The sequence below is a fragment of the Solilutibacter silvestris genome (assembly GCF_050574925.1).
GTDB lineage: Bacteria > Pseudomonadota > Gammaproteobacteria > Xanthomonadales > Xanthomonadaceae > Solilutibacter > Solilutibacter silvestris_A.
The window spans coordinates 1-25,231 of record NZ_JBCMOO010000004.1 but is presented as its reverse complement, the minus strand read 5'-3'; the positions used below and the strand labels follow the sequence as shown (position 1 = coordinate 25,231).

Here is a 25,231-nt window from a genome sequence, read left to right as displayed (position 1 = left end):
GACATGAACAAGATCTATCGTCTGGTCTGGAACAAGGCCACGGGCTGTGTTGTCGTCGCGAGTGAACTGGCTTCCGGCGGTTCTGCCGGCGCGACTGTCGACAAACGTCATGGCGGATTCCGCCTCACTGCTCTGGCGCTTGCGCTGATCAGTGGCTTGGGCATCACAGTTCCTGCATCCGCGGATGTGCAGAACACCACGAGCGGCGTATGCACGCGTCAGGGAACGGGCGGTGGCGGGACATGGACCTGCTTGGTGCCGGCGAACAATGGTGGTTTCGCGACCGTCAGCAACATCCCTTCCGACGTATCCGGCAACGTCGACCAGACAGCGTTGAACAACTGGGTATCCAGCAATCTGGGAGCCAATGTCATTGCCTTGGGCGATATCAACACCAAGGCCGCAGGGGTCAATTCGCTGGCCATCGGAACCAGCGCCGTGGCGGGCGACAACAGCATTGCCGTGGGTAATGCGGCAAAGGCGCAAGCCACCCGCGCCATCGCCATCGGCATGCAGGCCGGCAATGGTTCGACGGGCATCGACAGCCTCGCGATCGGCACCCAGTCGGGGCAAAACAACAGCAATATTTCGAACATCGCCATCGGCACCAGTGTCGGCAACAACGTCTCCAGCCAGCACAATGTGGCGCTTGGTGCCACGAATGCAGGCAGCAGCGTCGCCGATACCAGCACGCAGCCGACCGTGATCGTCGGCGTTTCGGGCTCCAATGTGGCTGTCGGTGAATCCGCTGGGCAGAACGTGAAGGGGCAGCTGAATATCGGCATGGGCTGGAACGCCGGTAGCAGCCTTGATGGCAACAGCAATATCGGCCTGGGCGCGGAAGCGACCCGGTTCGCCGTCGGCAATCTCAATGTCGGTATCGGTCGAAGCGCCGGCTATGGCGTGAATGGCATGTACAACGTGGGCGTGGGCTTTTCCACGGGCGCGTTGGTGAAGGGTTCTTCCAATACTTCGATTGGCGATCGCTCGGGAATCAGCGTCACAGGGGACACCAATTTCGCCGGAGGCTACAGTTCCGGCGCCACGGTGACCGGTTCCAAGAACATCGCCGTGGGCGACAGCGCGGGCAACTACGTGACGGGGAGCGGCAACATCGCTGTCGGTAGCTCCGCCGGCAACGGCAGCTCCGCCGCCAATGCAGTGAACGCGAGCGACACGACCGCCATCGGCACCAACGCGAAGGCGACCAAGAACAATGCCATCGCCATGGGAACCGGTGCGCAGGCCACCGGTAGTAGCAGCATCAGCATCGGTACGGGCAATGTGGTGTCCGGCAACAATTCCGGTGCCATTGGTGATCCGAGCATCATCAATGGTGCCAACAGCTACAGCGTCGGCAATAACAACCATGTTGGCTCGACCACCAACGATGCCTTTGCATTGGGCAACCGCGTCAACCTCGGTGCGACATCCCTCGGTGCGGATACCACCAGTGTCAACGGTGCGGTGGCGCTGGGCAGTGACAGCAACGTGACGGTGGCAGGTGGCGTGGCCCTCGGTCAGGGCAGCGTGGCGAATACCGCGTCCGGCGTGGCCGGCTACGACCTGACGACCAACGCAGCCTCGACCAATACTTCGGCGACGTGGAAGAGCACTCTGGCGGCCGTAAGCGTGGGTGCTTCCGGCGGCACGCGCCAGATCACCAATGTGGCTGCAGGTGCAGCGGATACCGATGCCGTCAATGTGGCGCAGTTGAAGCAAGCCGCGGCAGGCGCACAAACGCATTACTACAGCGTCAACGATGGCGGTGTGGTTGGTCTGGGCAACTACAACAATGACGGCGCGACGGCGCAGAATTCGCTGGCTGCGGGTGTTGGTGCATCGGCTACCGCAATCGAGACGGTGGCAATGGGTCTCAATGCGAAGGCAACGGGCGTCAGATCCAACGCCATTGGCGCCAATGCCAAGGCGACCGCGCTCGATTCAAACGCGATAGGTCATACGGCGGCTGCCTATGGTGTCAATAGTACGGCGGTCGGTGATGAGGCGATCGCTTTCAACGACAACAGCACGGCACTTGGCGCCAATGGCCGCACGTTTGGCGTTGGCGCGATTGGCATCAATCAGGCAGCCGCGCTGGGCGACAACAGCATCGCGATCGGCTTCAATGCAGGACTCAATAGCGGCGTGACCAACGGCTATCTGGCGCCGCTGAATTGGGCCTACCACGACAACCTCGCGCTTGGTGGCGCGGCTGGCCAGAACGTCAATGGCAATTACAACATTGCCATCGGCGCCAGCGCTGGCGATCTGGCCGGGGGCGCGACCCTGGCGGCCAACAACACCATCGCGGTTGGCAATGCGGCAGTGGCCAGCAAGGACGGTGCGGTTGCGATCGGCCAGACCGCCGCAGCCAGCGGTATCGACTCCATCGCCATCGGCCATGGCTCGGTCGCAACCGGATCGGTGGCCACGGGTGCGTTTGCCCAGGCGGGCAATGGCGGTTCGGCGTATGGCGATGGCGCTACTGCAACCTATCTGGGCGGCGCAACCGTCGCCGGAACGGTTGCGGGTTCGGCGCTCGGCAAAAATGCAAGCGCGGATATCAGCGGCGCAACTGCACTGGGGACAAACAGCAAGGTAACGGTGGCCGATGCGGTGGCCATCGGCTCCGGTTCGATGGCTTCTGTCGCTGGCGGTGCGTCGGGCTATAACCCGGTCAACGCCACGGCAGCGCAAATCACCGCAATTCAGAATACAAATAGCACCAACCTTGGCGCTGTCAGTGTCGGTACGGGCGCGGCTGGCGGCAATCGTCAGATCGTCAACCTAGCGGCGGGGACTAACGACAGCGATGCTGTGAACGTGGCGCAGTTGAAGGCGGCGTCCGCCGCGTCCGCGTCGCATGACTACAGCGTCAACTCGGTAACGCCGGGAACCGATACCAATTACAACAACGCCGGCGCCACGGGCGCCAATGCGCTGGCGGCGGGCGTGAATGCATCGGCCACCGGTGATGGCAATGTGGCCATTGGCAACAATGCGGTCGCTGACTCGGCAAGCACAACGTTCTTCCAGAACGCATCGGTCGCCGTCGGCAACAATTCGCATTCCACCGGCGTGCGCAGCGTGGCCGTGGGCAATGGCGCAACCGCTGCGGGGACGGGCGATGTCTATGTCGGCGACAGTGCTGGCGTGGGTGGTGCGACGACCAACTTCAACAATACTGCCGTCGGCCTCAATGCCGGCCAGAACGTCGCCGGCAGCGACAACCAGGCCTTTGGCGCCAATTCGGGCCAGAACGTCACGGGCGTCAACAACTTCGGCGGCGGCGTGAACGCCGGAAACAACGTAACCGGTGGCAACAACACTGCGCTGGGTTCAAACGCGGCGATGAACGTCACCGGCAACAACAACACGGGGATTGGTGGGTTGGCTGGCACCGGCGTTGTCGGCAATGCCAACCTTGCCTTGGGGACCGGGGCCGGCCTTTCGGTGAAGGGCAACACCAATATTTCCATGGGGACCTTGGCAAATTTGGGAGCCGCCGCCGACAATTCAGTCGCGATTGGTACGGCATCCCGTGCGGCGGCCAACAACGCTGTCGCCATTGGTAGCGGCACCGTCGATCTGACTACCGGTGCCGTGACCACGCCCGGGGCGAATGCCACCTTGGCAGATAGCGTGGCCCTGGGCAGTCGTTCGGTGGCCAATACTGCGGCCGGGATTGCCGGCTACGTCCCGCCGGGGGCGGCTGCGGCGCAAACCAGCGCGATCAATGCCACCACGAGCACCTTGGCTGCAGTCAGCGTGGGCGACGCCGCCAATGGGCAGTTCCGCCAGATCACTGGCGTGGCAGCCGGCACGGCGGACAGCGATGCGGTGAACGTGTCGCAGCTGAAGGCGGTATCCAACGCCGCTGCTGCGAGTGCGGTGCACTACTACAGCGTCAACGACAACGGTGTTGTAAGTGGCAATTACAACAACAATGGCGCGACCGGCGTGAATGCGCTTGCGGCAGGCGTCAATGCCCAAGCCAATGGCGAAAGCAGCGTTTCCATCGGTGACGGGGCTGGTGTCGGCGCTAGCGCGGGTCAGGCAGGTCAGGTCAATGTCAGCATCGGCAAGGGCGCAGGCAGCAATGTCGTCGGCGATGCCAATACCGCTATCGGCTCTGCTGCGGGCACGGGTGTCAAGGGCAGCAGCAATGCCGCATTCGGCATCGCGGCGGGCCAGGACGTCCAGGGTGATTTCAATACCTCGATGGGCATCTACAGCGGTATCGGCACCAAGGGGACTTACAACACCGCAGTGGGCGGCAGCGCGGGCCAAGGCGTCGTCGGAAACGACAATATCGCCATGGGCGATATCGCCGGCAACGGCGTTGTCGGCAATGCGAACATCGGCATTGGCGGGCTGGCTGGCAGCGCAGCGACGGGCGACAACAACGTCGCCATAGGCACCCTGGCGGGATTCAATTTGGGGACCTTCACGGGCGTTACCGCCAACAACACGGTCAGCATCGGAAGCAACGCATTCGCCAACGCCCAGGATGGCGACGTGGCATTGGGCTCCAATTCGACGACGTCGACCGTGGTCGCCACGCCGACCGGCACCATCAACGGCGTGACCTACAACTACGCTGGCACCGCACCGACCAGCACGGTCAGCGTGGGTGCCGCCGGCGCCGAACGCACCATCACCAATGTGGCGGCAGGTCGCGTCAGCAGCACCAGTACTGACGCCATCAACGGTTCGCAGCTGTACGCGACCAACCAGGCGATTACCACTCTGGCGGCCGGGCAGACGCACTACTACAGCGTCAACGACAATGGGACGCAGCAAGGCAACTACAACAATGATGGTGCAACTGGGGCGAATGCTTTGGCTGCCGGCGCGGGAGCTGCTGCTGCGGGAGACAATGCGGTAGCCGTTGGCTTGAACGCGAATGCCTCGGCGCAAAATGCCAATGCGCTTGGCAATGGTGCGCTCGCTTCCGCGGTTGATGCCACTGCAATTGGAACCAGAAGCCAGGCCACGGGCGAGAAGTCGGTTGCGATCGGTGAGAACAGCCAAGCGACCAATCTGAGCAGTACCGCAATCGGTCAGGACAGCCAGGCGACTGCGGATTATTCGCTTGCGATCGGCACCAACAGTCTTGCCACGCAGACGTCGGCAACGGCAGTGGGTCAGAACAGCCAGGCCACTGGTCAATTTTCCGCTGCGTTCGGCAATTCCAGTGTTGCCAGCAATTTTGCGACGACAGCGATTGGCCAAAATGCACAAGCGACCGATCAATTCGCGACCGCTATCGGCAACAGTGCGAATGCCGCTGCATTGGGCGGTACTGCGCTCGGCGCAAATGCTTCGGCAAGCGGTGTGCGTGGCACGGCCACCGGCGCCGATGCGCTTGCGGTCGGCGCCAACAGCACGGCGCTGGGACAAGGGGCAACGGCAAACAATGCGTTTGACGTCGCGCTGGGCTCTGGTTCGACAACGAGCGCGCCTGTTCCCACGGCGTCTGGTGTCATCAACGGCGTGACCTACAACTACGCCGGTGCCAATCCGACCAGCGTGGTCTCGGTTGGGGCCGTCGGCAGCGAGCGCCAGATCCAGAACGTCGCTGCGGGCCAGGTGACGGCGACTTCGACCGACGCCATCAACGGCTCTCAGCTGTACGCGACCAATTCGGCCATCACCAATATTGGGATCATCGCCAACGCGGGCTGGAACATCAGTGCGCAGGGCGCCAACGTCACCAATGTGGGTCCGACCAGCACGACCGGCACCAATGTCGACCTGAACAATGCCGACGGCAACATCAAGGTCACCAAGAGCACGGCCAGCAACAACGTCACTTTCGATCTCAATCCGGATCTGAACATCAACAGTGTCACCACCGGCAACACGGTGATGAACACCAACGGCCTGACCATCCTGGGCGGTCCCAGCATCACCAACCTCGGCATCAACGCCGGCAACATGGTGATCACCAATGTCGCGGCGGGCGTGAACCCGACCGATGCGGTGAACGTGAGCCAGTTGACGACGGCGATCGGTGGAGTGGGATTGAACTTCTCCGGCAACACCGGCACACCAGTGACGCGCACCAATGGCCAGACCCTGGCGATTCAGGGCGATGCCACCACCGCAGGCACCTATAGCGGCGGCAACATCAAGACGGTCACTGATCCGGCGACCGGTGCGGTGAACATCCAGATGGCGGATTCGCCGAAGTTCGGCAACGTGACCATCAACGACGGCGGCAGCGGCAAGATCACCGGCGTCACCGCGGGCGATGTGTCGGCGACGAGTACGGATGCGGTCAACGGTTCGCAGCTGTACCAGATCAGTCAGCTCGCGAGCGCGGGTTGGAACGTGACCACTGCCGCGACCGGTACCGGCACCGTCAGCGGAACGACGGTGGCGAATGTCGCACCCGGTGCAACGCAGACGGTGACCGCGGGCAACAACATCGCGATTACCCAGAACGGCGCCAACCTGACCATCGCCACCAACCCCGATCTGGTCTCGAACAGCCTGACGACCGGCAACACCGTGACCAACAACAACGGCGTCACCGTGAGCGGTGGTCCGAACGGAACGGTGACGCTGACCAACACCGGTTTGAACAACGGCGGCAACACCATCACCAATGTTGCTGCGGGCGTGAATGGCACCGACGCCGTGAACGTCAATCAATTGAAGGGAGTGACATCCGGCGGCGTGCAGTACGACAAGAACGCCAATGGCACGGTCAACTACAACAGCGTAACGTTGAACCCGGGTGGCACGGGCACGACCGTCATCCACAACGTCGGAGCGGGCACTGCTCCGACCGATGGAGTGAATGTCGGTCAACTGCAGAGTGGTTTGAGCCAGACGCTGACGCAGGCCAACAGCTACACCGATGCGCGCGTCAATGCACTGCAAGGCGACATCTGGGCGATGAAGCGTGGGTACCGTGGGGCAGCGGCTTCCGCGATGGCGGCAGCGGGATTGCCGCAGGCCTACTTGCCCGGCAAGAGCATGTTGTCCGGCGCGGTGGGTGGCTACCAGGGGCAGTACGGCATTGCCGTTGGCTTGTCCGCCATCTCCGACAACGGCCGCTGGGTCTACAAGGCGCAGTTGAGCGGCAACACTCAACACGACTGGGGCTTCTCGGTCGGTGCCGGCATCCAGTGGTAATGGGGAAGACAAAGATGAAAAAGACATACGTACTCAAAATCGTTGCGGCGGTGGCGACGCTGTTCGCGCTCACCGGTTGCGGTACCTACACCGTCAGCAAGGATGTTTCGTCGGAAGGCAAGGCGGGAGAAGTGATCTTCCCGACCCTGGACAGCATCGTGATGAAGGAAGGCACCTTCCCCAATCGCGCCAACCTGCGTTCGATCGGTTCCGGCATGACCAAGGATCAGCTGTACGACCTGCTCGGTCGTCCGCATTTCCGCGAAGCCTTCCATGCCCACGAATGGGATTACCTGTTCAACTTCCGCCAGCCCGATGGCAGCGTGGTGCGTTGCCAGTACAAGGTGTTGTTCGACAAGGATTACCTGGGCCAGAGTTTCTTCTGGTCGCCGGCGAGCTGCGTCGACCAGCTGATCATGGAAAAACCGGCTGTTGCAACGGCCACGCCGGCGAAGGAACCGACCATTCGCCGCATTAATCTTGATGCCGATGCGTTGTTTGCGTTCGACAAATACAACCGCGGCGACATTCTGCCGGGCGGGCGCGAGAAGGTGGACGCGCTGGCCAGGCAATTGACCTCCAAGGTGCTCCTGATCCAGGTGGTCGGTCATACCGATCGCCTGGGCAGCGAAATCTACAACGCGATCCTGTCGCAACACCGTGCCGAAACGATTCGCAGCATCCTGATCGAAGACGGGGTGAGCGCCGACATCATCAGCGCCATCGGCCTGGGTGAAGCGCGCCCGGTCAAGGAGTGTTCCGACAGCCTTGCCCGTCCGGAGCTGATCCGTTGCCTGCAGCCCAACCGTCGCGTTGAGGTTGTGGTCTCCGCGGTGGAGTGAGTGCAGATGAAGAGGTTCTCGATCGCAATTCTCATCGCAGCGGGGTTTGTCGGAATGGCAGATGCACAACAATCAAAGCCGATGCCGCAGTCGCAACAATCGGCTCCCGCACATGCGCCGGCCGCCGCCGCGGCCATTCATCCTGGTGTGTTGTACGACGCCGGATTGAAGTTCGCGCAGATGATCGACGCCGGGCAGGCGGCAACGCTCTGGGACAACGGTTCGACCCTGATCAAGCGCACCGTCAAGCGGGACAACTTCGTGGCGACGGTCGCCAAGGCACGAGCCGCGATTGGTCCGTTGTCCGTGCGCAACTGGCGGGCAATCCAGCATCAGTACAGCAATGGCGGGCAGGCACAGATTCCGGCAGGCGAATATGCCTCTGTCAATTTCGCGATCGTCGCCGGCGGCAAGCCGGCAAACGAGGCAGTGACGTTCCGCCACGACGAGGATGGCGCCTGGCGTTTCGTGGGCTATGTCGTCCAGCGTTGATGCACTGGAGGTCGCTTCATTCGAACAGCCATTCCAGCATGCGTTTCGTCACCTTGGGCGTCCATGGCGTGCCATCGGTACGACCATAGAGCAGGGAGCCTTTCATCGCGCATAGCAGGAGGCGTGCACCTTCTTCCGCGGGAACGCTCAGGCGTTTCCCGTGATGCTTGGCATGGCCGCGCAGGAGATCGGCCACGGTGGCGACTTCGCGTTGTGACAGGGCCTTGAGCCGCGCTTGCATCACGGCAGGCAACACGTTGAATTCCGCCTGCATGGAGGAGAGCGGGCAGATCTTGTCCTCCCAGGGCCGGCTCGCCATGTGCTGCATCAACGGGATGAGGGCGGCATCGCCGAATTGTTCGACGCATGCCTGCGCCAGGGTTTGCTGGCTGGTCCCGATCACATCGAGTACCGCCAAGCCCAGGTCTTCCTTCGCCGGAAAGTGGTAGTGGATCGCAGCCTTGGTCAAGCCGGGCGCGACCAAATCGGCATAGCTGAAGCTGTCGTAGCCCTGGCGCGCAACCAACTCGGTTGCACGCTGAACCAGTTCAGTTTTTCGATCGGAATGTTCTTTCGGTTTCATGCGTTAAATATTGACTTACCAGTTGGTAAGTTGTTAGGTTCGTTCGAAGGGACACGAACCTGCTTGTCATGGAAATTCTGCGATGAATCTGACTCTGCACTATGCCATTCCCTCCACCTATTCACAAAAAGTGCTGCTGGCTTTTTACGAGAAGGGGATTGCGTTCACGCCGGCATTGGTCAACCCATTCGATCCCGAGCAGATCGCGGCATATCGCAAGCTGTACCCCCTCGGGAAAATCCCGTTGCTGACAGGCGATGACCTGTTCATCCCCGAGTCGACGATCATCATCGAGTTCCTCGAAAACGAATTTCCGGACTGGGGGACGAAACTGATCCCCGATGACAAGACGGCTGCGCGGCGTGTCCGCTTCAAGGATCGCATCCACGATCTCTATCTCAACAATCCGATTTCAACGATCTTCTTCGACTCGCTGAGGCCCCCGGAGAAACGCAACCCCGATGCGGTCGCCAAGGCGCACGAGACGCTCGATATCGTCTACGGCTTCATGGATGCGTTCTATGGCAACAACCCGAATGCGGGCGGCCGCGAATTCAACATGTCCGATTGCGCGGCGTTCCCTCCACTGTTCTATGCGCAAAAGCTGCATCCGTTCAGTGAGCGCAAGAACATCCAGGCCTACTTCGGCCGGGTGATGGAACGCCCGAGCGTTCAGAAATTGCTGAAGGACGTCTTGCCGGCGATCGAACGCTTCAACAACAAGTGATCGTGAAGTAAACCGAGGAGTAGGCAATTCTCCAAGGCGCAAAAAGGGGTTGGATATGGATTCGACAGATTCACCTGGTCCTCCTCAGGACGACGGGGAATGCATCGAGCGGTCGTTCAAAACGGAAATAGGCGAGGTGCAGATTTTCGTGTCGGCGACGAATGCGATGGACAGGAAGACGCTGGACATGCTTTGCAAGATCGGCATCCGGGCGGCATTGAGCGGGCTGTTGAAGGACACCTAGGAAGCGCGGGACGAGCGGCAGCGGAGCGTGTTTTTGAGATGTTCGCAAATTGCGAACATCGAGTTTCCGAAAATGGGCTTTCAGGAAGCTGACGCTGCTTCAGAATCACGCTCCGGCAGCGGGTTCCAATGGATGGAGCTTGTCTGCCACAAATTCCAGATGCAGCCCTCATGGGCGCAAGTCCGGTGAATGCGGGGAGTCCCTGCACGATCTGGCAGGTTCGTCTCCCTCCCATACAGACGAATCCTTGATCGCTGTCCTCGGCGATCCTGATCAGGGGAGAGGTGTGAGCCTCTCCCCTGTTCTTTTTTAGAGCCCCTCTTGGATGTTCGCGAAATGCGAACGAAGTGTTCGCGAATCCGGCAAGTCAATCTCGCGAAATGTCCAGACAATGCCGACATTGAAAAAAGGGGGCGGCCATGAGCGTCGTCGATCCACTCGAGTCCATGCCAATGACGATGACCATCGATCGGCTGTTCAAGTCGGAGTTCGGGGAAGTGCGCCTGATCGTCAAGGGGCTGAATGCCGTGGAGGCGAAGACGCTCTACACCCTTTGCAAGATCGGCATGCAGGCCGCGATGGACGATGCACTTCTTGAAGTGGAAGACACAGCAGCGCTGGAGGCCTGAGGCCGGGCTGCGTCGGGATATCCGGGGAGAGCGGTAGAGAGCAGGGGGTATGTCGGGGGAGGCGCTGGGGGGAGCGCCTCTCCTTGACATTTTAATCCGGGTATAAAAGAATGCATGGACCCCGGATTCCGTGCCTGCGCATGTCTTATAGCCCCAACACTCGTTGCACAGCCTTCGTAGACGGTCGTCGCGTCGCTGCCGGCGAACTGCGCCATGTCGCCATCAAGGCCAAGCAGGCGGTGGATGCCCGCGCGAATGCGCAGTTGCTGGTCTTCGATGATCGCGACGGCAGCCAGATCGAGCTGGACCTGCGCGGCAACATGTCCGACCTGATGCAGCGCCTGAGCGGCGAGGCACCGATCGCGGCCCCGCAGGACGAAACACCTGCGCGTCGTGGCCGCGGCCGTCCGCGCCTGGGCGTGGTCGCGCGCGAAGTCACGCTGCTGCCGCGGCATTGGCAGTGGTTGAACGCGCAGCCCGGCGGCGCATCGGTGGCCTTGCGCAAGCTGGTGGAGGATGCACGCCGCAACCGCGCGCAATCCGATCGCGCCCGCGGTTGCCAGGAAGCCGCATACCGCTTCATGCACGCGATGGCCGGCAACCTGCCGGGCTTCGAGGAAGCGACGCGCGCATTGTTCGCACAGGATGTCGCCGGACTCGAACAACACATGGCCGGCTGGCCCGACGACATCCGCGAGCATGCCTTGATGCTCGCGGCCGACGCCCTGCATCACTGAGCGCATCGATGGACGCAACCACGCAACCGCAGGTGCGGCGCGCCGCCGTCATCTTCATCTTCATCACCGTGATGCTCGACGTGCTGGCGATCGGCGTGATCATCCCGGTGCTGCCGCACATCATCAAGGACATGGCGGGAGGCAGCTTCATCGAGGCCACGCGCTGGAGCGGCTGGTTCGGCACCGCCTTCATGGTGATGCAGTTCGTGTTCACGCCGGTGCAGGGCGCGTTGTCCGATCACTTCGGCCGCCGCCCGATCATCCTGTTGTCGAACCTCGGTCTCGGCCTCGATTTCATGCTGATGGCGCTGGTCAACACGCTGCCGCTGCTGTTCATCGGACGCATCATTTCCGGCATCACTTCGGCCAGCTTCAGCACTGCCAACGCCTATATCGCCGACGTCACGCCGTTCGACAAGCGCGCCGCCGCGTTTGGCATGATCGGTGCGGCGTTCGGACTCGGCTTCATCATCGGGCCCGCGCTCGGCAGCACCTTGTCGCACTGGGGCGCGCGCGCGCCGTTCTGGGCCGCGGCCGTCCTTTCGCTCGCCAACTTCTGCTACGGCCTGTTCGTGCTGCCGGAATCGCTGCCGAAGGACCGCCGCGTCGCCACCAACTGGAAACAGGCCAACCCGGTCGGCGCCCTGATCGGTTCGGCAAAGTTGCTCAAGCGCTATCCGCAGGTCTCCGCGATGGCCTTCGTGGTGTTCCTGTTCGCGCTGGCGCAGTACGCCTACAACGCCACCTTCGTGCTCAACGTCGACTACCGCTTCCATTGGGGCGAGCAGCAGGTCGGCTATGTGCTCGGACTGGTCGGCGTGCTCACCGCGATCGTCCAGGGCTGGCTCGTCGGCAAACTCATTCCGAAGCTCGGCGAACGTCGCGCGCTGTTGCTCGGCACGTTGTGCGGACTGATCGCGCTCACCGGTTACGGCCTGACGCCGCACGGCTGGGTGTTCATCGCGTTGATGCCGCTGGGTGCGTTGATGGGCATGGCCGGGCCGGTGGTGCAGTCGGTAATGACGCGCCAGGTCGATCCCCACGAACAGGGCCGGTTGCAGGGCGCGCTGGCGTCGCTGCAGAGCGTTGCCGGGATGATCGGGCCGCTGCTGTTCACCCGGGTGTTCGCCCATTTCATCGATCCCAAGACGCCGCTGCAGATTCCGGGCTCGCCCTTCCTGCTGTCGGCCCTGCTGGTCGCGATGGCGTTGGTGGTGGCGTGGCGGAGCACGCAGGCGATGACTTCCGGCACGGGTGCGGAGGCTGCCGCTGCGTAGGATGGGACGGTTATCCGCCGGAGCCTCTCATCCATGTTGCGTCGCAGCCTGCCCGCCCTCGCCATCCTCCCCCTCGCGCTCGCGTCCGCCCTCGCCTCGGCGCAGACGGTGCCGGAGCCCAAGGACGTCGATTTCCCCGGTGGCCCCGTCACCATCGAAGTCGATGCCACCGATCTTTCCCAGCGCATCTTCAAGGTCAAGGAAGTCATTCCCGCCAGCCAGGGCACCCTGACCCTGCTGTATTCGCAGTGGATTCCCGGCCAGCACAGCCCGAGCGGCCCGATCGACAAGATGGCCGGCTTCGTGTTCACCGCCAACGGCAAGCGCCTGACCTGGAAGCGCGATCCCGCCAACGTCTACGCCTTCCATGTCGAAGTGCCGGCGGGCGTGTCCAGCGTGACTGCCGAATACCAGTACCTGTCGCCGACGACCAGCGCCGAAGGCGGCGCGCAGATGACGCCTAAGCTGCTCAACCTGAAGTGGAACACCGTGCTGCTGTATCCGGCCGGTTACTACGGTGCGCGCATTCCGTTCGTCGCCAAGGTGCGTTACCCGACGGGCTGGACCGCGTTCACCGCGCTTGATGTCGCATCGAAGGCTGGCGACGTCGTCACTTACAAGCAGGAGCCGTTCGACATCCTGGTCGATTCGCCGGTGTTCGCCGGTCGCTACGCCAAGGACTACGACCTGACGCCGGAAGGCAGCAAGGTGCCGGTGCATCTCAGCGTCGTTGCCGATGCGCCCGACATGCTGGTCGCCAAGCCCAAGCACCTCGACCAGCACAAGGAGCTGGTGCGCCAGGCACTCAAGCTTTACGGCGCCCAGCACTACGACCACTACAACCTGCTGTTCTCGCTGTCCGACCAGTTGACCGGCAACGGCCTGGAACACCAGCGTTCCAGCGAGAACGGCGTCGACACCGGTTACTTCAAGGACTGGAACGAGAAGGACGGCAGCTACGACCTGTTGCCGCACGAATACACCCACTCCTGGAACGGCAAGTACCGCCGCGGCGCCGACCTGTGGGTGCCGAACCTCAACACGCCGATGCAGGATTCGTTGCTGTGGGTGTACGAAGGCCAGACCCAGTACTGGGGCAACGTGCTGGCCGCGCGTTCCGGCCTGCGTCCGCTGGATCGTTCGCGCGACACCCTCGCGATGGTCGTCGCGACCTACCAGGACAACCGTCCCGGCCTGCAGTGGCGCAGCGTGCAGGACACCACCAACGATCCGACCATCGCCCAGCGCCGTCCCAAGCCGTATCGCGGCTACCAGATGAGCGAGGACTACTATTCCGCCGGCCAGCTGATCTGGTTGGGCGCGGACGCCATCATCCGCCAGAAGACCAACAACCAGAAGTCGCTGGACGATTTCGCCAAGGCCTTCTTCGGCGTCAACGATGGCGAATGGCGCAAGCAGAACACCTACAAGTTCGAAGACGTGGTCGCCACGCTCAACGGCGTGGTGCCGTACGACTGGGCGAGTTACCTGCGTGATCGCCTCGACGGCCGCGTGCCGTTCGCCAACACCATCGAATCCACCGGCTGGAAGCTGGTCTACAAGGACGAGCCGAATGCCGCCGCCAAGGCGGGCGGTCGTCGCGGTGGCGGCGGCGGTGGCGACTTCGTCTATTCGATCGGCCTGGCGCTGGACAAGGACGGCAAGGTCGGCGAAGCCCGTTGGGACAGCCCGGCCTTCAATGCCGGCATCGGCACCGGCAACACGATCGTCGCGGTCAACGATGTCGAGTACAGCAAGGACGCGCTCAGCGATGCGATCAAGGCCGCCAAGGCCGACAAGGCGCCGATCCGCCTGCTGGTCAAGGATTTCAACCAGTACCGCAACGTCAGCCTCGACTACCACGATGGCCTGCGTTACCCGGCCCTCGAGCGCATCCCCAATACTCAGGATTATCTGACGGACATCTTCTCGCCGAAGAAGTAATCTATTGCCGGAGGGGACCACCGGAGCGGTCCGTATGTGGGGCTGATCTAATCAGGCATTCACGTACGGACTGCTACCGTGGAAACGGCAATATCCGGGGATATGAAAATGCGTACGTGGTGGTTGGCGATCGCGATGGCACTGGCTGCTGCCGGTGCCCATGCGGACGTCCAGAAGACAGCGCCCAAGGCGAAGACCAAACCGGCGGCGACGGCGGCCAAGGCCAGTGCCGTGCCGATTCCGGCGACCCAGCAGGACATCGATGCCGATGCGGCGATCCTGCAGCCCGGCAGTTTTTCGTGGGCGCCCGACCGCTCGCCGAGCGGTCCCGTGGTGTTGGTGGTGAGCCTGCCCGAACAGCGCATGCATGTGTACCGCAATGGCGTGCGCATCGCCGTCTCCACCGTCAGCACCGGCATCAAGGGTCGCGATACCCCGCCCGGCAGCTACGAAATCCTGCAAAAGCAGCTGATGCACCATTCCAACCTGTATGACGACGCGCCGATGCCGTTCATGCAGCGCATCACCTGGGATGGACTCGCGCTGCACGCCGGTCGCCTGCCCGGCCATCCGGCCAGCCACGGCTGCGTGCGCCTGCCGCGCGCTTTCGCCGAGAAGCTTTATGGCATCACCAAGCTGGGCGCCCGCGTGGTGATCAGCGAGGACAGCGGTCTCGGCGATCTCGACAACCTGGTGCATCCGGGTCCGGACGCGCCGATCGATGCGGTCAGCGGCCTGCCGATCCTCGATGCCTCCCCGGGCGTGTTGCCGCCACCCAAGCAGCTGGCGAAAAAGGACGATGCAAAGTCCGGCAAGAAGGCCAAGGCGGACGCCGACAGCACCGATCAGGTGTCTGCTCCGGCGGCCGCGGATGCCGCAGCCACACCGGCTGCGGACCCGAAGCCTGAACCATTGCCAACTCCGATCGATGACCCGGCGATGAAGGTCCAGAAGCCGGCCGAGGACACCAAAAATCAGGAAGTTCCAGTCGCTCCAGCGCCCGCCAAGCCCACGCGCTGAGCCGCTTCCAGCCGTCTGAATGCGGGGTCGGGCCCCGTTTCCGATTACGCATTCAGACAAATCAAGAGCTTGTGCGTGTATTGTCACGCACATGAGGAAACTTCACGCGGTCTTCATCTCGCTCGCGGCGTCCACGTTGATGAGCTGTTCCACGGTCCCCGAGCATGGTGCATCCGCGTCAGCCGTCGTCGTGCCCCCGGCGCGTGCGGCCCAAGGCGTGATCGAACGCCTCCCCGATGCCTCGTCCACCCAGCTCGATCCCAACGCCGCCACCCTGGCGCGCCTGGAAACGCTGGCGCCGGAAGCCGATCCCGGCGTGCTGGCGCTGGCACTGGAAGCGCGCAACTGCGCCATCCGCAGTGGCGAGGTCGACCAGGACGCCAAGCTGGCGGTGATCGACTATTCGCGGCCGTCCACCGACAAGCGCCTGTGGGTGTTCGACGTCGCCCATGACCAGTTGCTGTTCCGCGAGCTGGTGGCCCATGGCCAGGGCAGCGGCGACAACTACGCGACGCATTTCTCCAACCAGGACAACAGCCACCAGACCAGTCTCGGGCTGTTCCTGACCGCCGAAACCTATATCGGCAACAACGGCTATTCGCTCAAGCTCGATGGCGTCGAACGCGGCTTCAACGACAACGCCCGTTCGCGCGCGATCGTGATGCATGGCGCGTGGTATGTGAATCCCGAGATGGTGGCGAGCAAGGGCCGCATCGGTCGCAGCCATGGCTGCCCGGCGCTGAACCAGGGCATCGCGCGCCGGGTGATCGACACCATGAAGGGCCGCCAGTTGCTGTTCTCCTACGCCAACGATGCGGCGTGGTTGCATCGTGGACAGTCGTTCGCCTGCGATGGCCGCAGTGCCGACCAGATCGTGGCCGCGGCGCGCGCGCTGCGTGGCGGCATGCAGCGGATGGCTGCCGCTTCGGCGCCGTAAGCGCGCTCTGCCCTAGCTACTTCGCGAAAGCATCGCCCGGCTGTGCGCCTTTAGCGGTTATCCGCAGCGTCCGACACGCCGTGAATCCATCCATGGAGGCTCGACTCGGCATCCATGCCTCGTATGGTCGGCCACTGCGGACGAACCGCACGGCGCCGCCGGTGGGAGCTTTTCGCTCTTTCTCCTGAAAGCAACAACACGCGCCCGCCAAGCCAGCGCGTGCGATGCTTTACGCCACCTGCACGACGCGCAGCGGGTTGTTCCATTCCTTGAGCAGCTCCGCTTCGCGCGCCTTGGCCTTGGCGAAGTTCGCTTCCTTGACGTGGCCGTAGCCGCGGATGTGTTCCGGCACGCTGGCGATTTCGGCGGCGAGGCCGACGTTGCCGGCATCGAGCGTCTTCAGCAGCGTTTCGATGGTCGCGCGGTAGTCCTCGATCAGCTTGCGTTCCATCTTGCGTTCTTCGGTGTAGCCGAACACGTCGAAGGTGCCGCCACGCAGCGACTTCAGCTTCGCCAGCTGCTTGAACGCCTTCATCATCCACGGGCCGTACTGCTTCTTGACCAGGCGACCCTTGGCGTCCTTCTTCGCGAACAGCGGCGGCGCGAGATGGAACTTCAGGGTGACGTCGCCTTCGAACTGCTGGGCGATGCGACGCTGGAAGTCGCCACTGGTGTACAGGCGCGCGACTTCGTATTCGTCCTTGTACGCCATCAGCTTGAACAGGTAGCGTGCGACGGCTTCGGTCAGCGCGGTGGAACCCGGTGCGTGGCGATGCTCGAAATCGCGGACGTTGTTGACGAAGCCGCGGTAACGCTCGGCGTAGGCGCCGTCCTGGTAGTCGGTGAGGAAGCCGACGCGACGCGCGATCACTTCGTCGAGCGAACGCGACAGGCGGGCATCGTCCAGCGGCAGGAAAGCCACGCCTTCGTCGAAGTGGGCGGGCACGCGACGGATTTCGCTTTCCGAGTACGTCGCGGTCGGCGACAGGCCCGATTCGTGGCCTTCGTTGGCGGTCGGCGCGAGCATCGGCAACTTGTGCGGCGTCGCTTCGGCCTTGGTCGGCGCGTTGCGGACGATGCCGGCGGCTTCGACCACGGCCGGCATGTCGACGGCAGCAAGGCGGCCCCAGGCGAACGCGGTCTTGTTCATCGCGACCGCGGCGCCATTCAATTCGACCGCGCGCATCAGCGCCTCGAACGAGATCGGTACCAGTCCCTTCTGCCATGCGTAGCCGAGGATGAAGAGGTTGGCGGCGATGGCATCGCCCATCAGTGCGGTCGCGAGTTCGGTGGCGTCGACCGTCAGCGGGGCTTCGCCGTCGAGCGCGGTGCGCACGGCAGCGACGATGTCGGCGGCCGGGAACTGCATGTCGGGACGGGTGGTGAAGGTGCCCGGCATCGCCTCGTAGGTGTTCAACACCACCGAGGTGCGGCCGGCGCGGATCTTCGACAACGCCCAGTAGTCGTTGACCACCACCATGTCGCAGCCGAGCACGAGGTCGGCTTCGCCGGCGGCGATGCGCACGGCGTGCAAATCATTCGGCGTGCGCGCGATGCGGATGTGGGTGGTGACCGCACCGCCCTTCTGGGCGAGACCGGTCTGGTCCAGCACCGTCGCGCCCTTGGCTTCGAGGTGTCCGGCCATGCCGAGCAACGCGCCGATGGTCACGACGCCGGTGCCGCCGACGCCGGTGATCAGGATGTTCCAGGGCTTGTCGAGATCGGTCGCGAACCGCGGTTCCGGCAGGTCTTCGAGGCGATGCGCGACGTTGGCGCGCTTGCCCTTCTTCAGCTGGCCGCCTTCGACGGTGACGAAGCTCGGGCAGAAGCCCTCGACGCAGCTGAAATCCTTGTTGCAGTTCGACTGGTCGATGTCGCGCTTGCGACCGAACTCGGTTTCCTTGGGCAGCACCGAGACGCAGAACGACTTCTCGCCGCAGTCGCCGCAGCCTTCGCAGACCAGCGAGTTGATGACGACGCGCTTGTTGGGGTCGACCATCTTGCCGCGCTTGCGACGACGACGCTTCTCGGTGGCGCAGGTCTGGTCGTAGATCAGCACGGACACGCCCTTGACCGTGCGCAGCTGTTCCTGCACGGCTTCCAGTTCGCGGCGGTCGTGGAATTCCACTTCCTTCGGGAACAGGTAGCGCTGGCGCGTCCACTTGGTGATGTCGTCGGACACCAGCGCGATGGTGTGCACGCCTTCGGCCAGCATCTGGTGGGCGATCTGCGGAACGGTGAGCGTGCCGTCCACCGGCTGGCCGCCGGTCATCGCCACCGCGTCGTTGTAGAGGATCTTGTAGGTGATGTTGACGCCGGCCGCGATCGACTGGCGGATCGCCAGCGAGCCGCTGTGGAAATAGGTGCCGTCGCCGAGGTTCTGGAAGATGTGCGGCGTCTCGGTGAAGTTGGCCTGGCCCGCCCACGTCACGCCTTCGCCACCCATGTGGGTGAAGGTGTCGGTGTTGCGATCCATCCACGTCACCATGTAGTGGCAGCCGATGCCCGCCGATGCGCGCGAGCCTTCCGGTACCTTGGTCGACGAGTTGTGCGGGCAACCCGAGCAGTAGTGCGGCACGCGCGGGAAGTTGGCGCGCGGCAGGGCGAGTTCGCCTTCCTTGCCTTCCATCCACGCCAGCACGTTGCGGATCTGTTCGGAATCATGGAAACGCTGGATGCGCTTGGCGATGACGCCGGCGATGCGCGCGGGCGTCAGTTCGCCGGTCGAGGGCAGGATCCATTCGCCGGATTCGTCGAACTTGCCGACGATGCTCGGGCGCTGCCCGTCGAAGTTGTAGAACAGTTCCTTCATCTGCGACTCGATGAAGCTGTGCTTTTCCTCGACGACGAGGATGTCCTGCAGGCCGCGGGCAAAGGCGCGGATGCCCTGCGGTTCCAGCGGCCAGGTCATCGCCACCTTGTAGACGCGGATGCCGAGATCGGCGCAGGCCTTGGCATCGAGTCCGAGGTATTCGAGCGCCTGGAGCACGTCAAGGTAGCTCTTGCCGGTGGTGACGATGCCGAGACGCGCGTTGGGCGAATCGATGACGACGCGATCGAGCTTGTTCGCCCGCGCGAACGCCTGCGCGGCCTTGACCGCGTAGCGATGCAGGCGCATTTCCTGATCGAGCGGCGGGTCCGGCCAGCGGATGTTCAAGCCGCCCGGCGGCATCTCGAATTCGTCGTCACCCGGCAGGATGATCTGCTGCGCGAACGGATTGACGTCGACCGAGGCCGACGACTCCACCGTCTCGGCGATGGTCTTGAAGCCGACCCAGCGGCCGGTGAAACGCGACATCGCGAAGCCGAGCAGGCCCATCTCGAGAATGTCCTGCACGCCGGCCGGATTGAGCACCGGCATCATCGCACTGACGAATTCGTGTTCGCTGCCGTGCGGTAGGGTCGAGCTGCGGCAGGCGTGGTCGTCGGCGGCCAGGGCCAGCACGCCGCCATGCTTCGAGGTGCCGGCGGCGTTGGCGTGCTTGAACACGTCGCCGCAGCGATCCACGCCCGGCCCCTTGCCGTACCACATGCCGAACACGCCATCGACCTTGGCGCCCGGGAACAGGTTGGTCTGCTGGGTGCCCCAGACCATGGTCGCGCCGAGGTCTTCATTGAGGCCCGGCTGGAAGCGCACGCCGTTCTTGTCGAGGTATTTGCGGGCGCGCCACAGCTCGAGGTCGAAGCCGCCCAGCGGCGAGCCGCGGTAGCCGCTGACGAAGCCGGCGGTGTTCAACCCGGCGGCGGTGTCGCGCAGGCGCTGCATCATCGGCAGGCGTACCAGCGCCTGGACCCCGGACAGGTAGATGCGGCCCTCGGTACGCGTGTACTTGTCGTCGAGGGTGTAGTCGCGGTCGTTGACGCCGTGGGTCAGGGTGCCCTTGGCGGATTCGGGGGAGGAAAGTTCCGCGGTACTGGTCATGCTTGTGCCTCGCGCAGGCCCGGTCGCGCCGTGATGGCGGAGCCGGGCAGTCAGGAAAACCGCAATTTTACCAGCCCGCGATCTTTCGACCGTTCGGCGGCGAACGGCAAAGCCCGTTTTGCGGGGCCGATGCTAAGCTCCGGGCAGAGCCCAAAACAGGTGTTGGTGGATGAAGACCGTACTAGTGGCAAGCTCCAAGGGTGGCGTCGGCAAGACGACACTTGCAACGAACCTGGCCGCCCACGCGGCCGTGCACGGCAAGAATGCCGTGCTGATCGACGCCGACCCGCAGCATTCCGGGATGCGCTGGGCCGAGCGCCGTGCCCATTTCGACCATGCGGTGCTGCCGGTCGACGGCACCCGCAAGCAGTGGACCAAGCGCATTCCCGAAGACACCCAGCGGGTGGTGGTGGATACCCCGGCCGGTTCCCACCGCGACCTGCTCGACGAATTCCTCGAAACCGCCGACGCCGTGGTGGTGCCGATCGGCCCGTCGGCGCTCGATATCGAAGCGACCGTGCATTTCCTCAACGACCTCGCCGGCCATCCGCAGATCAAGAAGGGCAAGGTGCCGGTTGGCGTCGTCGCCAACCGCTTGCGGCCGTGGACCAATGCCTCGCAGCAGGCGGTCGAGGTGATGCAGGGCTGGTCGATCCCGGTGGTCGGGCAACTGCGCGACAGCCAGGGCTACGTGATGATGGCCGGGCTGGGTCGCAGCCTCTTCGACTACAACTCCGCGCAGATCCGCGAGCACCAGGCCGACTGGGCCCCCTTACTCCAATGGTTGAATCGCGCGCGCTGAGGAATCAGCGCCCGCCGATCCACGTTCCTTTGACCTGAAGGTCGCGATCGAGCCAGACCAGGTCGGCGCGGTAGCCGGGCGCGATCTTGCCGAGTTCGTCGCCCAGCCGGAGGAATTCCGCCGGATATTGCGCGGCCATGCGGCAGGCTTCGTCCAGCGGCAGGCCGAGGCGTTGCACGGTGTTGCGCACGGCGCCGGCCATGTCGAGCGCCGAGCCGGCCAGTCCGCCTTCGGCGGTGGTGCACTTGCCGTCGCGGCAGGTCATCGGAATGCCGTAGAGCGTGAAGTCCTCGCGTTCGCCGCCGACCGGCGGCATCGCGTCGGTGACCAGCATCATCTTGCCGCGCGGCTTGGCCGCGATGGCGATGCGCAGCGGCGCGTCGTCGACGTGGTAACCGTCGACGATGATCCCGCACCAGCTGTCGGGATCGTCGATCGAGGCGCCGACGCCGCCCGGCGCGCGGCTGCCCATCGGGGTCATCGCGTTGAACAGGTGGGTGACGCCACGGACGCCGGCGGCGAAGGCGTCGCTCAATTGTTCGTAAGTCGCCGCGGTATGCCCGGCGCAGACCAGCACGCCGCGTTCGGCCAGGGCGTGCAGCGTGTCCGGCGCGAAGCGTTCCGGCGCCAGCGTGACCATGGTGGCGCCGTTGCCGAGCGAGGCGACGAGGTCGAGCTCCGAGGCGTCAGGGGTGTGGAACTTGTGCGGATCGTGCACGCCTTTGCGCGCTTCGGCCAGCCATGGGCCTTCGAGATGGATGCCGAGCACGCCAGGCACGCCTTGTTCGATCGCGTCATGCACGGCGGCGATCGCGTCGCGCATCACCGACACATCGTCGCTGATCAGCGTCGGCATCAGGCCGGTGGTGCCGTACTTGCGATGCGCTTCGGCGATGCGGCGCACGCCGTCGACCGTCGGCGTGTCGTTGAGCAGGACGTCGCCGCCACCGTTGACTTGCGTATCGATGAAGCCGGGGACGAGGAAGCCGTCCTCGAGATCGACCACCGTCGCGCCGGCGACATGCAGGCCGCGCGCGAGGGTGACGATGCGGCCATCTTCGACCAGTACGTCGAGGCCGCGCTCGAAACCGCGCGGCGTGAGGACTTGTCCATTGCGGAAGACGAGAGCGTTCATGGCATCAGACCGTTTCGGTGACCTTGTTGAGATGCGGCGGCACGTCGGGATTGTGTCCGCGCGCGATCGCCAATGCGTTGGCGGCGCGATAGAACGCCTGCACCGTCAGCAGTGGCGTCACCGCGGGATGCGGCGAGCGCGGCAGCGGCAGCACGCCATCGCCGATCGTGCCCGGTCGAGCGAGCCAGACCGGCGCGCCGCGCGCGCGGAATTCCTCGGCGACCGCCGCCGTGCTGGCGCCGGTGTCGTCGTCCTGCGCGAACACCAGCACCGGGAAATCGGGGCCGACGATCGCCATCGGGCCGTGTTTCACTTCCGCCGACGAGAATGCTTCGGCGTGCAATCCGCAGGTTTCCTTGAATTTGAGCGCGGCTTCCTGCGCGGCGGCGAGTCCGAGGCCGCGTCCGATCACGAACAGGCTGCGCGCCAGGCGCAGTCCGCCGACCAGCGACGACCAATCCTCCCGCCATGCATCGCGCAGTGCGTCGGGCAGCGATTGCGTTGCCGCCAGCAGGTCGACGTCGCCGCTCCAGTGCGCGGTGAGTTGCAGCAGCGCCGCCAGCGAACACAGATAGCTCTTGGTCGCGGCCACGCTGTTCTCGGGTCCCGCGTGCAGCGGGATCACGGTGTCGGCGAGCTTGGCCAGTGGCGAATCGGCGACATTGACCAGCGCGACCACCATGGCGCCGGCGGCTTTGGCGATTTCGGCGTTGCGCAGCAGGTCGGGACTCTTGCCCGACTGCGAGATGGCGATGAACAGTGCGCCATCCAGTTTCGGCGCGACCGCGTAGACCGATCCCACCGACGGCGAAGCCGATGCGGTCACGAGGCCGAGCGTGGTCTCGAACAGGTATTTGCCATAGGTGGCGGCGTGGTCGGAACTGCCGCGCGCGCAGGTGACGATGAAGCGCGGCGGTTGCGCGCGCAGCCGCGTGACCAGCGCCTCGATCGCCGGGGCGTTGGCGGCGAACTGGCGGGCCACGGCGTCGGCGGTTTCCGCGGCCTCTGCGTGCATCTGGGTGGTGTCGGGATCGGGCAGTCGAGTCATCGGGTTCGATTCGGAAATGAAGAAAGTGGAATCATTCGGCGTGCAGTTCGGCCACGAAGTCGTAGGCATCGCCGCGATAGAAGGAACGGGTGAACTCGACCACGCGGCCATCGGCGAGGAAGGCGCGGCGTTCGATGAACAATCCCGGACTGCCTTCCGGCAACTGCATCAGGCGCGCCTGTTCGGCATCGAAGGCGATCGCGCGCAGTCGCTGCAATGCGCGTACCGGACGGATGCCGCGTGCGGCGAAGGCTTCGTACAACGACAGGCCGATTTCGGCGGAATCGGGCAGCACCGATTGCGGCACCGTGGTGCGTTCGAGTGCAAGCGGTTGCCCGGATGCGGTGCGCAGGCGGTAACTGCGCACCACCAGCGCGCCGGGCGACAGGTTGAGCGCCATCGCTTCTTCCGGCGTGACTTCGCCGATGCCGTGTTCGATCACCTGCGAGCGCGGATCGAGGCCGCGTGCGCGCAGGTCGTTGGTGAAGCTGGTGAGCAGCGAGAACGATTTGACGATGCGCTCGGCAACGAAGGTTCCGGCGCCCTGGCGCTGCACCAGCAAGCCTTCGGCGACCAGTCCCGAGATCGCCTTGCGCACGGTGACGCGCGAGACATCGAGCAGTTTCGCCAGATCGCGTTCGCCGGGCAGGGCCTGCTGCGGCTCCAGCTCGCCGTTCTCGATCGCGTGCTGCAGGGTCCGCCGCAGGTGCTGGTAGGCCGGCGCCCGGCGGGCGTCGCGCTGGCGCTGGAATTCGGCGGCGAGATAGGGCTCCATCCAGAAACAATACCAATGAGATACCAAAATGGCAAATCATGGCCGTATTGTGACAATTGGTATTTGATTGGTCTGATTCGTGCTAGGATGATCTATCGCGACAAATCAGGAGTCCAGATGCGCGCCGCCCGGACCAGTTTCCTGTTCGACCTCGACGGCACCCTCGTCGACAGCGTCTACCAGCACGTGATGGCATGGAAGGAGGCCCTCGACGCCGAAGGCATCCCGCTGTCGGTCTGGCGCATCCATCGCAAGATCGGCATGAGCGGCGGACTGTTCGCGCGGATGCTGTTGCGTGAAACCGACCTCGAACTCGACGAGGACCGCCTCGATCGCCTGCGTCGCTTGCATGCCGCGGCCTACGTGCGCCAACCGGTCGCGGTGCGACCGCTGCCGGGTGCAGTCGAATTGCTGCGCTATCTCGACGAGGCCGGCATCGCCTGGGCGATCGCCACCAGCGGACGCATGGAAACCGCGAAGGTCAATCTCGATGCGCTCGGGGTCGATCCCGACAAGGTGCCGGTGATCACCCGCGACATGGTCGCGCATGCCAAGCCCGATCCCGATCTGTTCCTCGCCGCGGCGGCGCGTCTCGACGTGGATATCCGCAACGCGCTGGTCGTCGGCGACAGCATCTGGGACCTGCTGGCGGCGCAGCGCGCGAATGCACTCGGCATCGGCCTGCTCAGTGGTGGCTATGGCCGCGAGGAGTTGGAGCGCGCAGGCGGCTTCCGCGTCTACGACGATCCCGCCGACCTGCTGCACCACATCGACGAGGTCTGCTCGCGGCCGTAATCGCACGCGCTGTCTCAGCGGGTAGCCAGATCCGGTGCGCGGGACGCCGCCAGTACGTCCATGTAGGCTCGTGCGCCGCATCCATGCGGCGCAACGCCCGCTTACCGGACTGGCCACCCACTGAGCGCGCGTGTTGTTGCTTCTTAGTAAAGAGCGAAAAAACCGCCACCGGC

At 64.0% G+C, this 25,231-nt stretch carries 18 protein-coding genes; 13 read left to right on the top strand and 5 right to left on the bottom strand.

What is annotated here, in order from left to right:
- Nucleotides 1–3: 3 nt before the first annotated feature.
- From ABE093_RS09545 to ABE093_RS09535, 3 genes are all read left to right on the top strand, one after another.
- Complete coding sequence (locus ABE093_RS09545) at nucleotides 4–7,149, top strand: ESPR-type extended signal peptide-containing protein (RefSeq protein ID WP_430760659.1); 7,146 nt, start codon at nucleotides 4–6, stop codon at nucleotides 7,147–7,149.
- Nucleotides 7,150–7,163: 14 nt separating this feature from the next.
- A complete protein-coding gene (gene bamE / locus ABE093_RS09540; protein ID WP_430760658.1) occupies nucleotides 7,164–7,991 on the top strand; it encodes an outer membrane protein assembly factor BamE domain-containing protein in 828 nt (275 codons plus the stop codon).
- Between the two features lie 81 nt (nucleotides 7,992–8,072).
- Nucleotides 8,073–8,483 carry a DUF4019 domain-containing protein gene (locus ABE093_RS09535; RefSeq protein WP_430760657.1) on the top strand — a complete coding sequence of 137 codons (411 nt, stop codon included), beginning with the start codon at nucleotides 8,073–8,075 and terminating at the stop codon, nucleotides 8,481–8,483.
- Nucleotides 8,484–8,499: 16 nt separating this feature from the next.
- Here ABE093_RS09535 and ABE093_RS09530 read toward each other — a convergent pair whose 3' ends face one another.
- A complete protein-coding gene (locus tag ABE093_RS09530) occupies nucleotides 8,500–9,066 on the bottom strand; it encodes a TetR/AcrR family transcriptional regulator (protein ID WP_430760656.1) in 567 nt (188 codons plus the stop codon).
- 82 nt (nucleotides 9,067–9,148) lie between these two features.
- Between ABE093_RS09530 and ABE093_RS09525 the strand changes: the two genes are divergently transcribed.
- The 8 genes from ABE093_RS09525 (at nucleotide 9,149) to ABE093_RS09490 (ending at nucleotide 16,581) form a co-directional block, all read left to right on the top strand.
- Entirely contained in the window at nucleotides 9,149–9,793 is a 645-nt protein-coding gene (locus ABE093_RS09525; protein ID WP_430760655.1) for a glutathione S-transferase family protein, read from the top strand.
- 55 nt (nucleotides 9,794–9,848) lie between these two features.
- Nucleotides 9,849–10,037: a hypothetical protein gene (locus ABE093_RS09520; RefSeq protein ID WP_430760654.1), complete on the top strand. Its 189-nt coding sequence runs from the start codon at nucleotides 9,849–9,851 to the stop codon at nucleotides 10,035–10,037.
- 419 nt (nucleotides 10,038–10,456) lie between these two features.
- The gene (locus ABE093_RS09515) at nucleotides 10,457–10,666 is read left to right on the top strand and encodes a hypothetical protein (RefSeq protein ID WP_430760653.1); all 210 of its coding nucleotides are present in this window, start codon (nucleotides 10,457–10,459) and stop codon (nucleotides 10,664–10,666) included.
- A 140-nt stretch (nucleotides 10,667–10,806) separates the two neighbouring features.
- Nucleotides 10,807–11,403, top strand: coding sequence for a DUF2239 family protein (locus ABE093_RS09510; protein WP_430760652.1), 597 nt, complete (start codon nucleotides 10,807–10,809; stop codon nucleotides 11,401–11,403).
- Nucleotides 11,400–12,680, top strand: coding sequence for a TCR/Tet family MFS transporter (locus ABE093_RS09505; protein WP_430760782.1), 1,281 nt, complete (start codon nucleotides 11,400–11,402; stop codon nucleotides 12,678–12,680). Before ABE093_RS09510 ends, ABE093_RS09505 begins: the two co-directional genes overlap by 4 nt.
- 33 nt (nucleotides 12,681–12,713) lie before the next feature.
- Nucleotides 12,714–14,624 (top strand): M61 family metallopeptidase, encoded by a 1,911-nt coding sequence (locus ABE093_RS09500; RefSeq protein ID WP_430760651.1) that lies wholly within the window; start codon nucleotides 12,714–12,716, stop codon nucleotides 14,622–14,624.
- A gap of 108 nt (nucleotides 14,625–14,732) precedes the next feature.
- Nucleotides 14,733–15,644, top strand: a complete 912-nt coding sequence (locus ABE093_RS09495) for a L,D-transpeptidase family protein (RefSeq protein ID WP_430760650.1) — start codon at nucleotides 14,733–14,735, stop codon at nucleotides 15,642–15,644.
- A gap of 91 nt (nucleotides 15,645–15,735) precedes the next feature.
- The gene (locus ABE093_RS09490) at nucleotides 15,736–16,581 is read left to right on the top strand and encodes a murein L,D-transpeptidase catalytic domain family protein (RefSeq protein WP_430760649.1); all 846 of its coding nucleotides are present in this window, start codon (nucleotides 15,736–15,738) and stop codon (nucleotides 16,579–16,581) included.
- A gap of 229 nt (nucleotides 16,582–16,810) precedes the next feature.
- Here ABE093_RS09490 and ABE093_RS09485 read toward each other — a convergent pair whose 3' ends face one another.
- Nucleotides 16,811–20,455 carry an indolepyruvate ferredoxin oxidoreductase family protein gene (locus ABE093_RS09485; RefSeq protein ID WP_430760781.1) on the bottom strand — a complete coding sequence of 1,215 codons (3,645 nt, stop codon included), beginning with the start codon at nucleotides 20,453–20,455 and terminating at the stop codon, nucleotides 16,811–16,813.
- A gap of 217 nt (nucleotides 20,456–20,672) precedes the next feature.
- Between ABE093_RS09485 and ABE093_RS09480 the strand changes: the two genes are divergently transcribed.
- The gene (locus ABE093_RS09480; protein ID WP_430760648.1) at nucleotides 20,673–21,305 is read left to right on the top strand and encodes a ParA family protein; all 633 of its coding nucleotides are present in this window, start codon (nucleotides 20,673–20,675) and stop codon (nucleotides 21,303–21,305) included.
- Nucleotides 21,306–21,309: 4 nt separating this feature from the next.
- Here ABE093_RS09480 and nagA read toward each other — a convergent pair whose 3' ends face one another.
- Genes nagA through ABE093_RS09465 form a run of 3 tightly spaced genes read right to left on the bottom strand, consistent with a single transcriptional unit; the run spans nucleotide 21,310 to nucleotide 24,263 of the window.
- Nucleotides 21,310–22,440 carry an N-acetylglucosamine-6-phosphate deacetylase gene (gene nagA, locus ABE093_RS09475; RefSeq protein ID WP_430760647.1) on the bottom strand — a complete coding sequence of 377 codons (1,131 nt, stop codon included), beginning with the start codon at nucleotides 22,438–22,440 and terminating at the stop codon, nucleotides 21,310–21,312.
- Nucleotides 22,441–22,444: 4 nt separating this feature from the next.
- On the bottom strand, nucleotides 22,445–23,488 hold the full coding sequence (locus tag ABE093_RS09470; RefSeq protein WP_430760646.1) for an SIS domain-containing protein: 1,044 nt from the start codon (nucleotides 23,486–23,488) through the stop codon (nucleotides 22,445–22,447).
- A gap of 31 nt (nucleotides 23,489–23,519) precedes the next feature.
- A complete protein-coding gene (locus tag ABE093_RS09465) occupies nucleotides 23,520–24,263 on the bottom strand; it encodes a GntR family transcriptional regulator (RefSeq protein WP_430760645.1) in 744 nt (247 codons plus the stop codon).
- 117 nt (nucleotides 24,264–24,380) lie between these two features.
- Between ABE093_RS09465 and ABE093_RS09460 the strand changes: the two genes are divergently transcribed.
- The gene (locus ABE093_RS09460) at nucleotides 24,381–25,058 is read left to right on the top strand and encodes an HAD family hydrolase (protein ID WP_430760644.1); all 678 of its coding nucleotides are present in this window, start codon (nucleotides 24,381–24,383) and stop codon (nucleotides 25,056–25,058) included.
- The last annotated feature ends 173 nt before the right edge of the window (nucleotides 25,059–25,231 follow it).

Coding starts and splice junctions, on each gene's coding strand:
- ABE093_RS09480 (WP_430760648.1), top strand. CDS start 20,673: ATGAAGACCGTACTAGTGGCAAGCTCCAAGGGTGGCGTCGGCAAGACG.
- ABE093_RS09465 (WP_430760645.1), bottom strand. CDS start 24,263: ATGGAGCCCTATCTCGCCGCCGAATTCCAGCGCCAGCGCGACGCCCGC.
- ABE093_RS09470 (WP_430760646.1), bottom strand. CDS start 23,488: ATGACTCGACTGCCCGATCCCGACACCACCCAGATGCACGCAGAGGCC.
- ABE093_RS09500 (WP_430760651.1), top strand. CDS start 12,714: ATGTTGCGTCGCAGCCTGCCCGCCCTCGCCATCCTCCCCCTCGCGCTC.
- ABE093_RS09510 (WP_430760652.1), top strand. CDS start 10,807: ATGTCTTATAGCCCCAACACTCGTTGCACAGCCTTCGTAGACGGTCGT.
- ABE093_RS09520 (WP_430760654.1), top strand. CDS start 9,849: ATGGATTCGACAGATTCACCTGGTCCTCCTCAGGACGACGGGGAATGC.
- ABE093_RS09495 (WP_430760650.1), top strand. CDS start 14,733: ATGCGTACGTGGTGGTTGGCGATCGCGATGGCACTGGCTGCTGCCGGT.
- ABE093_RS09545 (WP_430760659.1), top strand. CDS start 4: ATGAACAAGATCTATCGTCTGGTCTGGAACAAGGCCACGGGCTGTGTT.
- nagA (WP_430760647.1), bottom strand. CDS start 22,440: ATGAACGCTCTCGTCTTCCGCAATGGACAAGTCCTCACGCCGCGCGGT.
- bamE (WP_430760658.1), top strand. CDS start 7,164: ATGAAAAAGACATACGTACTCAAAATCGTTGCGGCGGTGGCGACGCTG.
- ABE093_RS09525 (WP_430760655.1), top strand. CDS start 9,149: ATGAATCTGACTCTGCACTATGCCATTCCCTCCACCTATTCACAAAAA.
- ABE093_RS09530 (WP_430760656.1), bottom strand. CDS start 9,066: ATGAAACCGAAAGAACATTCCGATCGAAAAACTGAACTGGTTCAGCGT.
- ABE093_RS09490 (WP_430760649.1), top strand. CDS start 15,736: ATGAGGAAACTTCACGCGGTCTTCATCTCGCTCGCGGCGTCCACGTTG.
- ABE093_RS09535 (WP_430760657.1), top strand. CDS start 8,073: ATGCCGCAGTCGCAACAATCGGCTCCCGCACATGCGCCGGCCGCCGCC.
- ABE093_RS09515 (WP_430760653.1), top strand. CDS start 10,457: ATGAGCGTCGTCGATCCACTCGAGTCCATGCCAATGACGATGACCATC.
- ABE093_RS09460 (WP_430760644.1), top strand. CDS start 24,381: ATGCGCGCCGCCCGGACCAGTTTCCTGTTCGACCTCGACGGCACCCTC.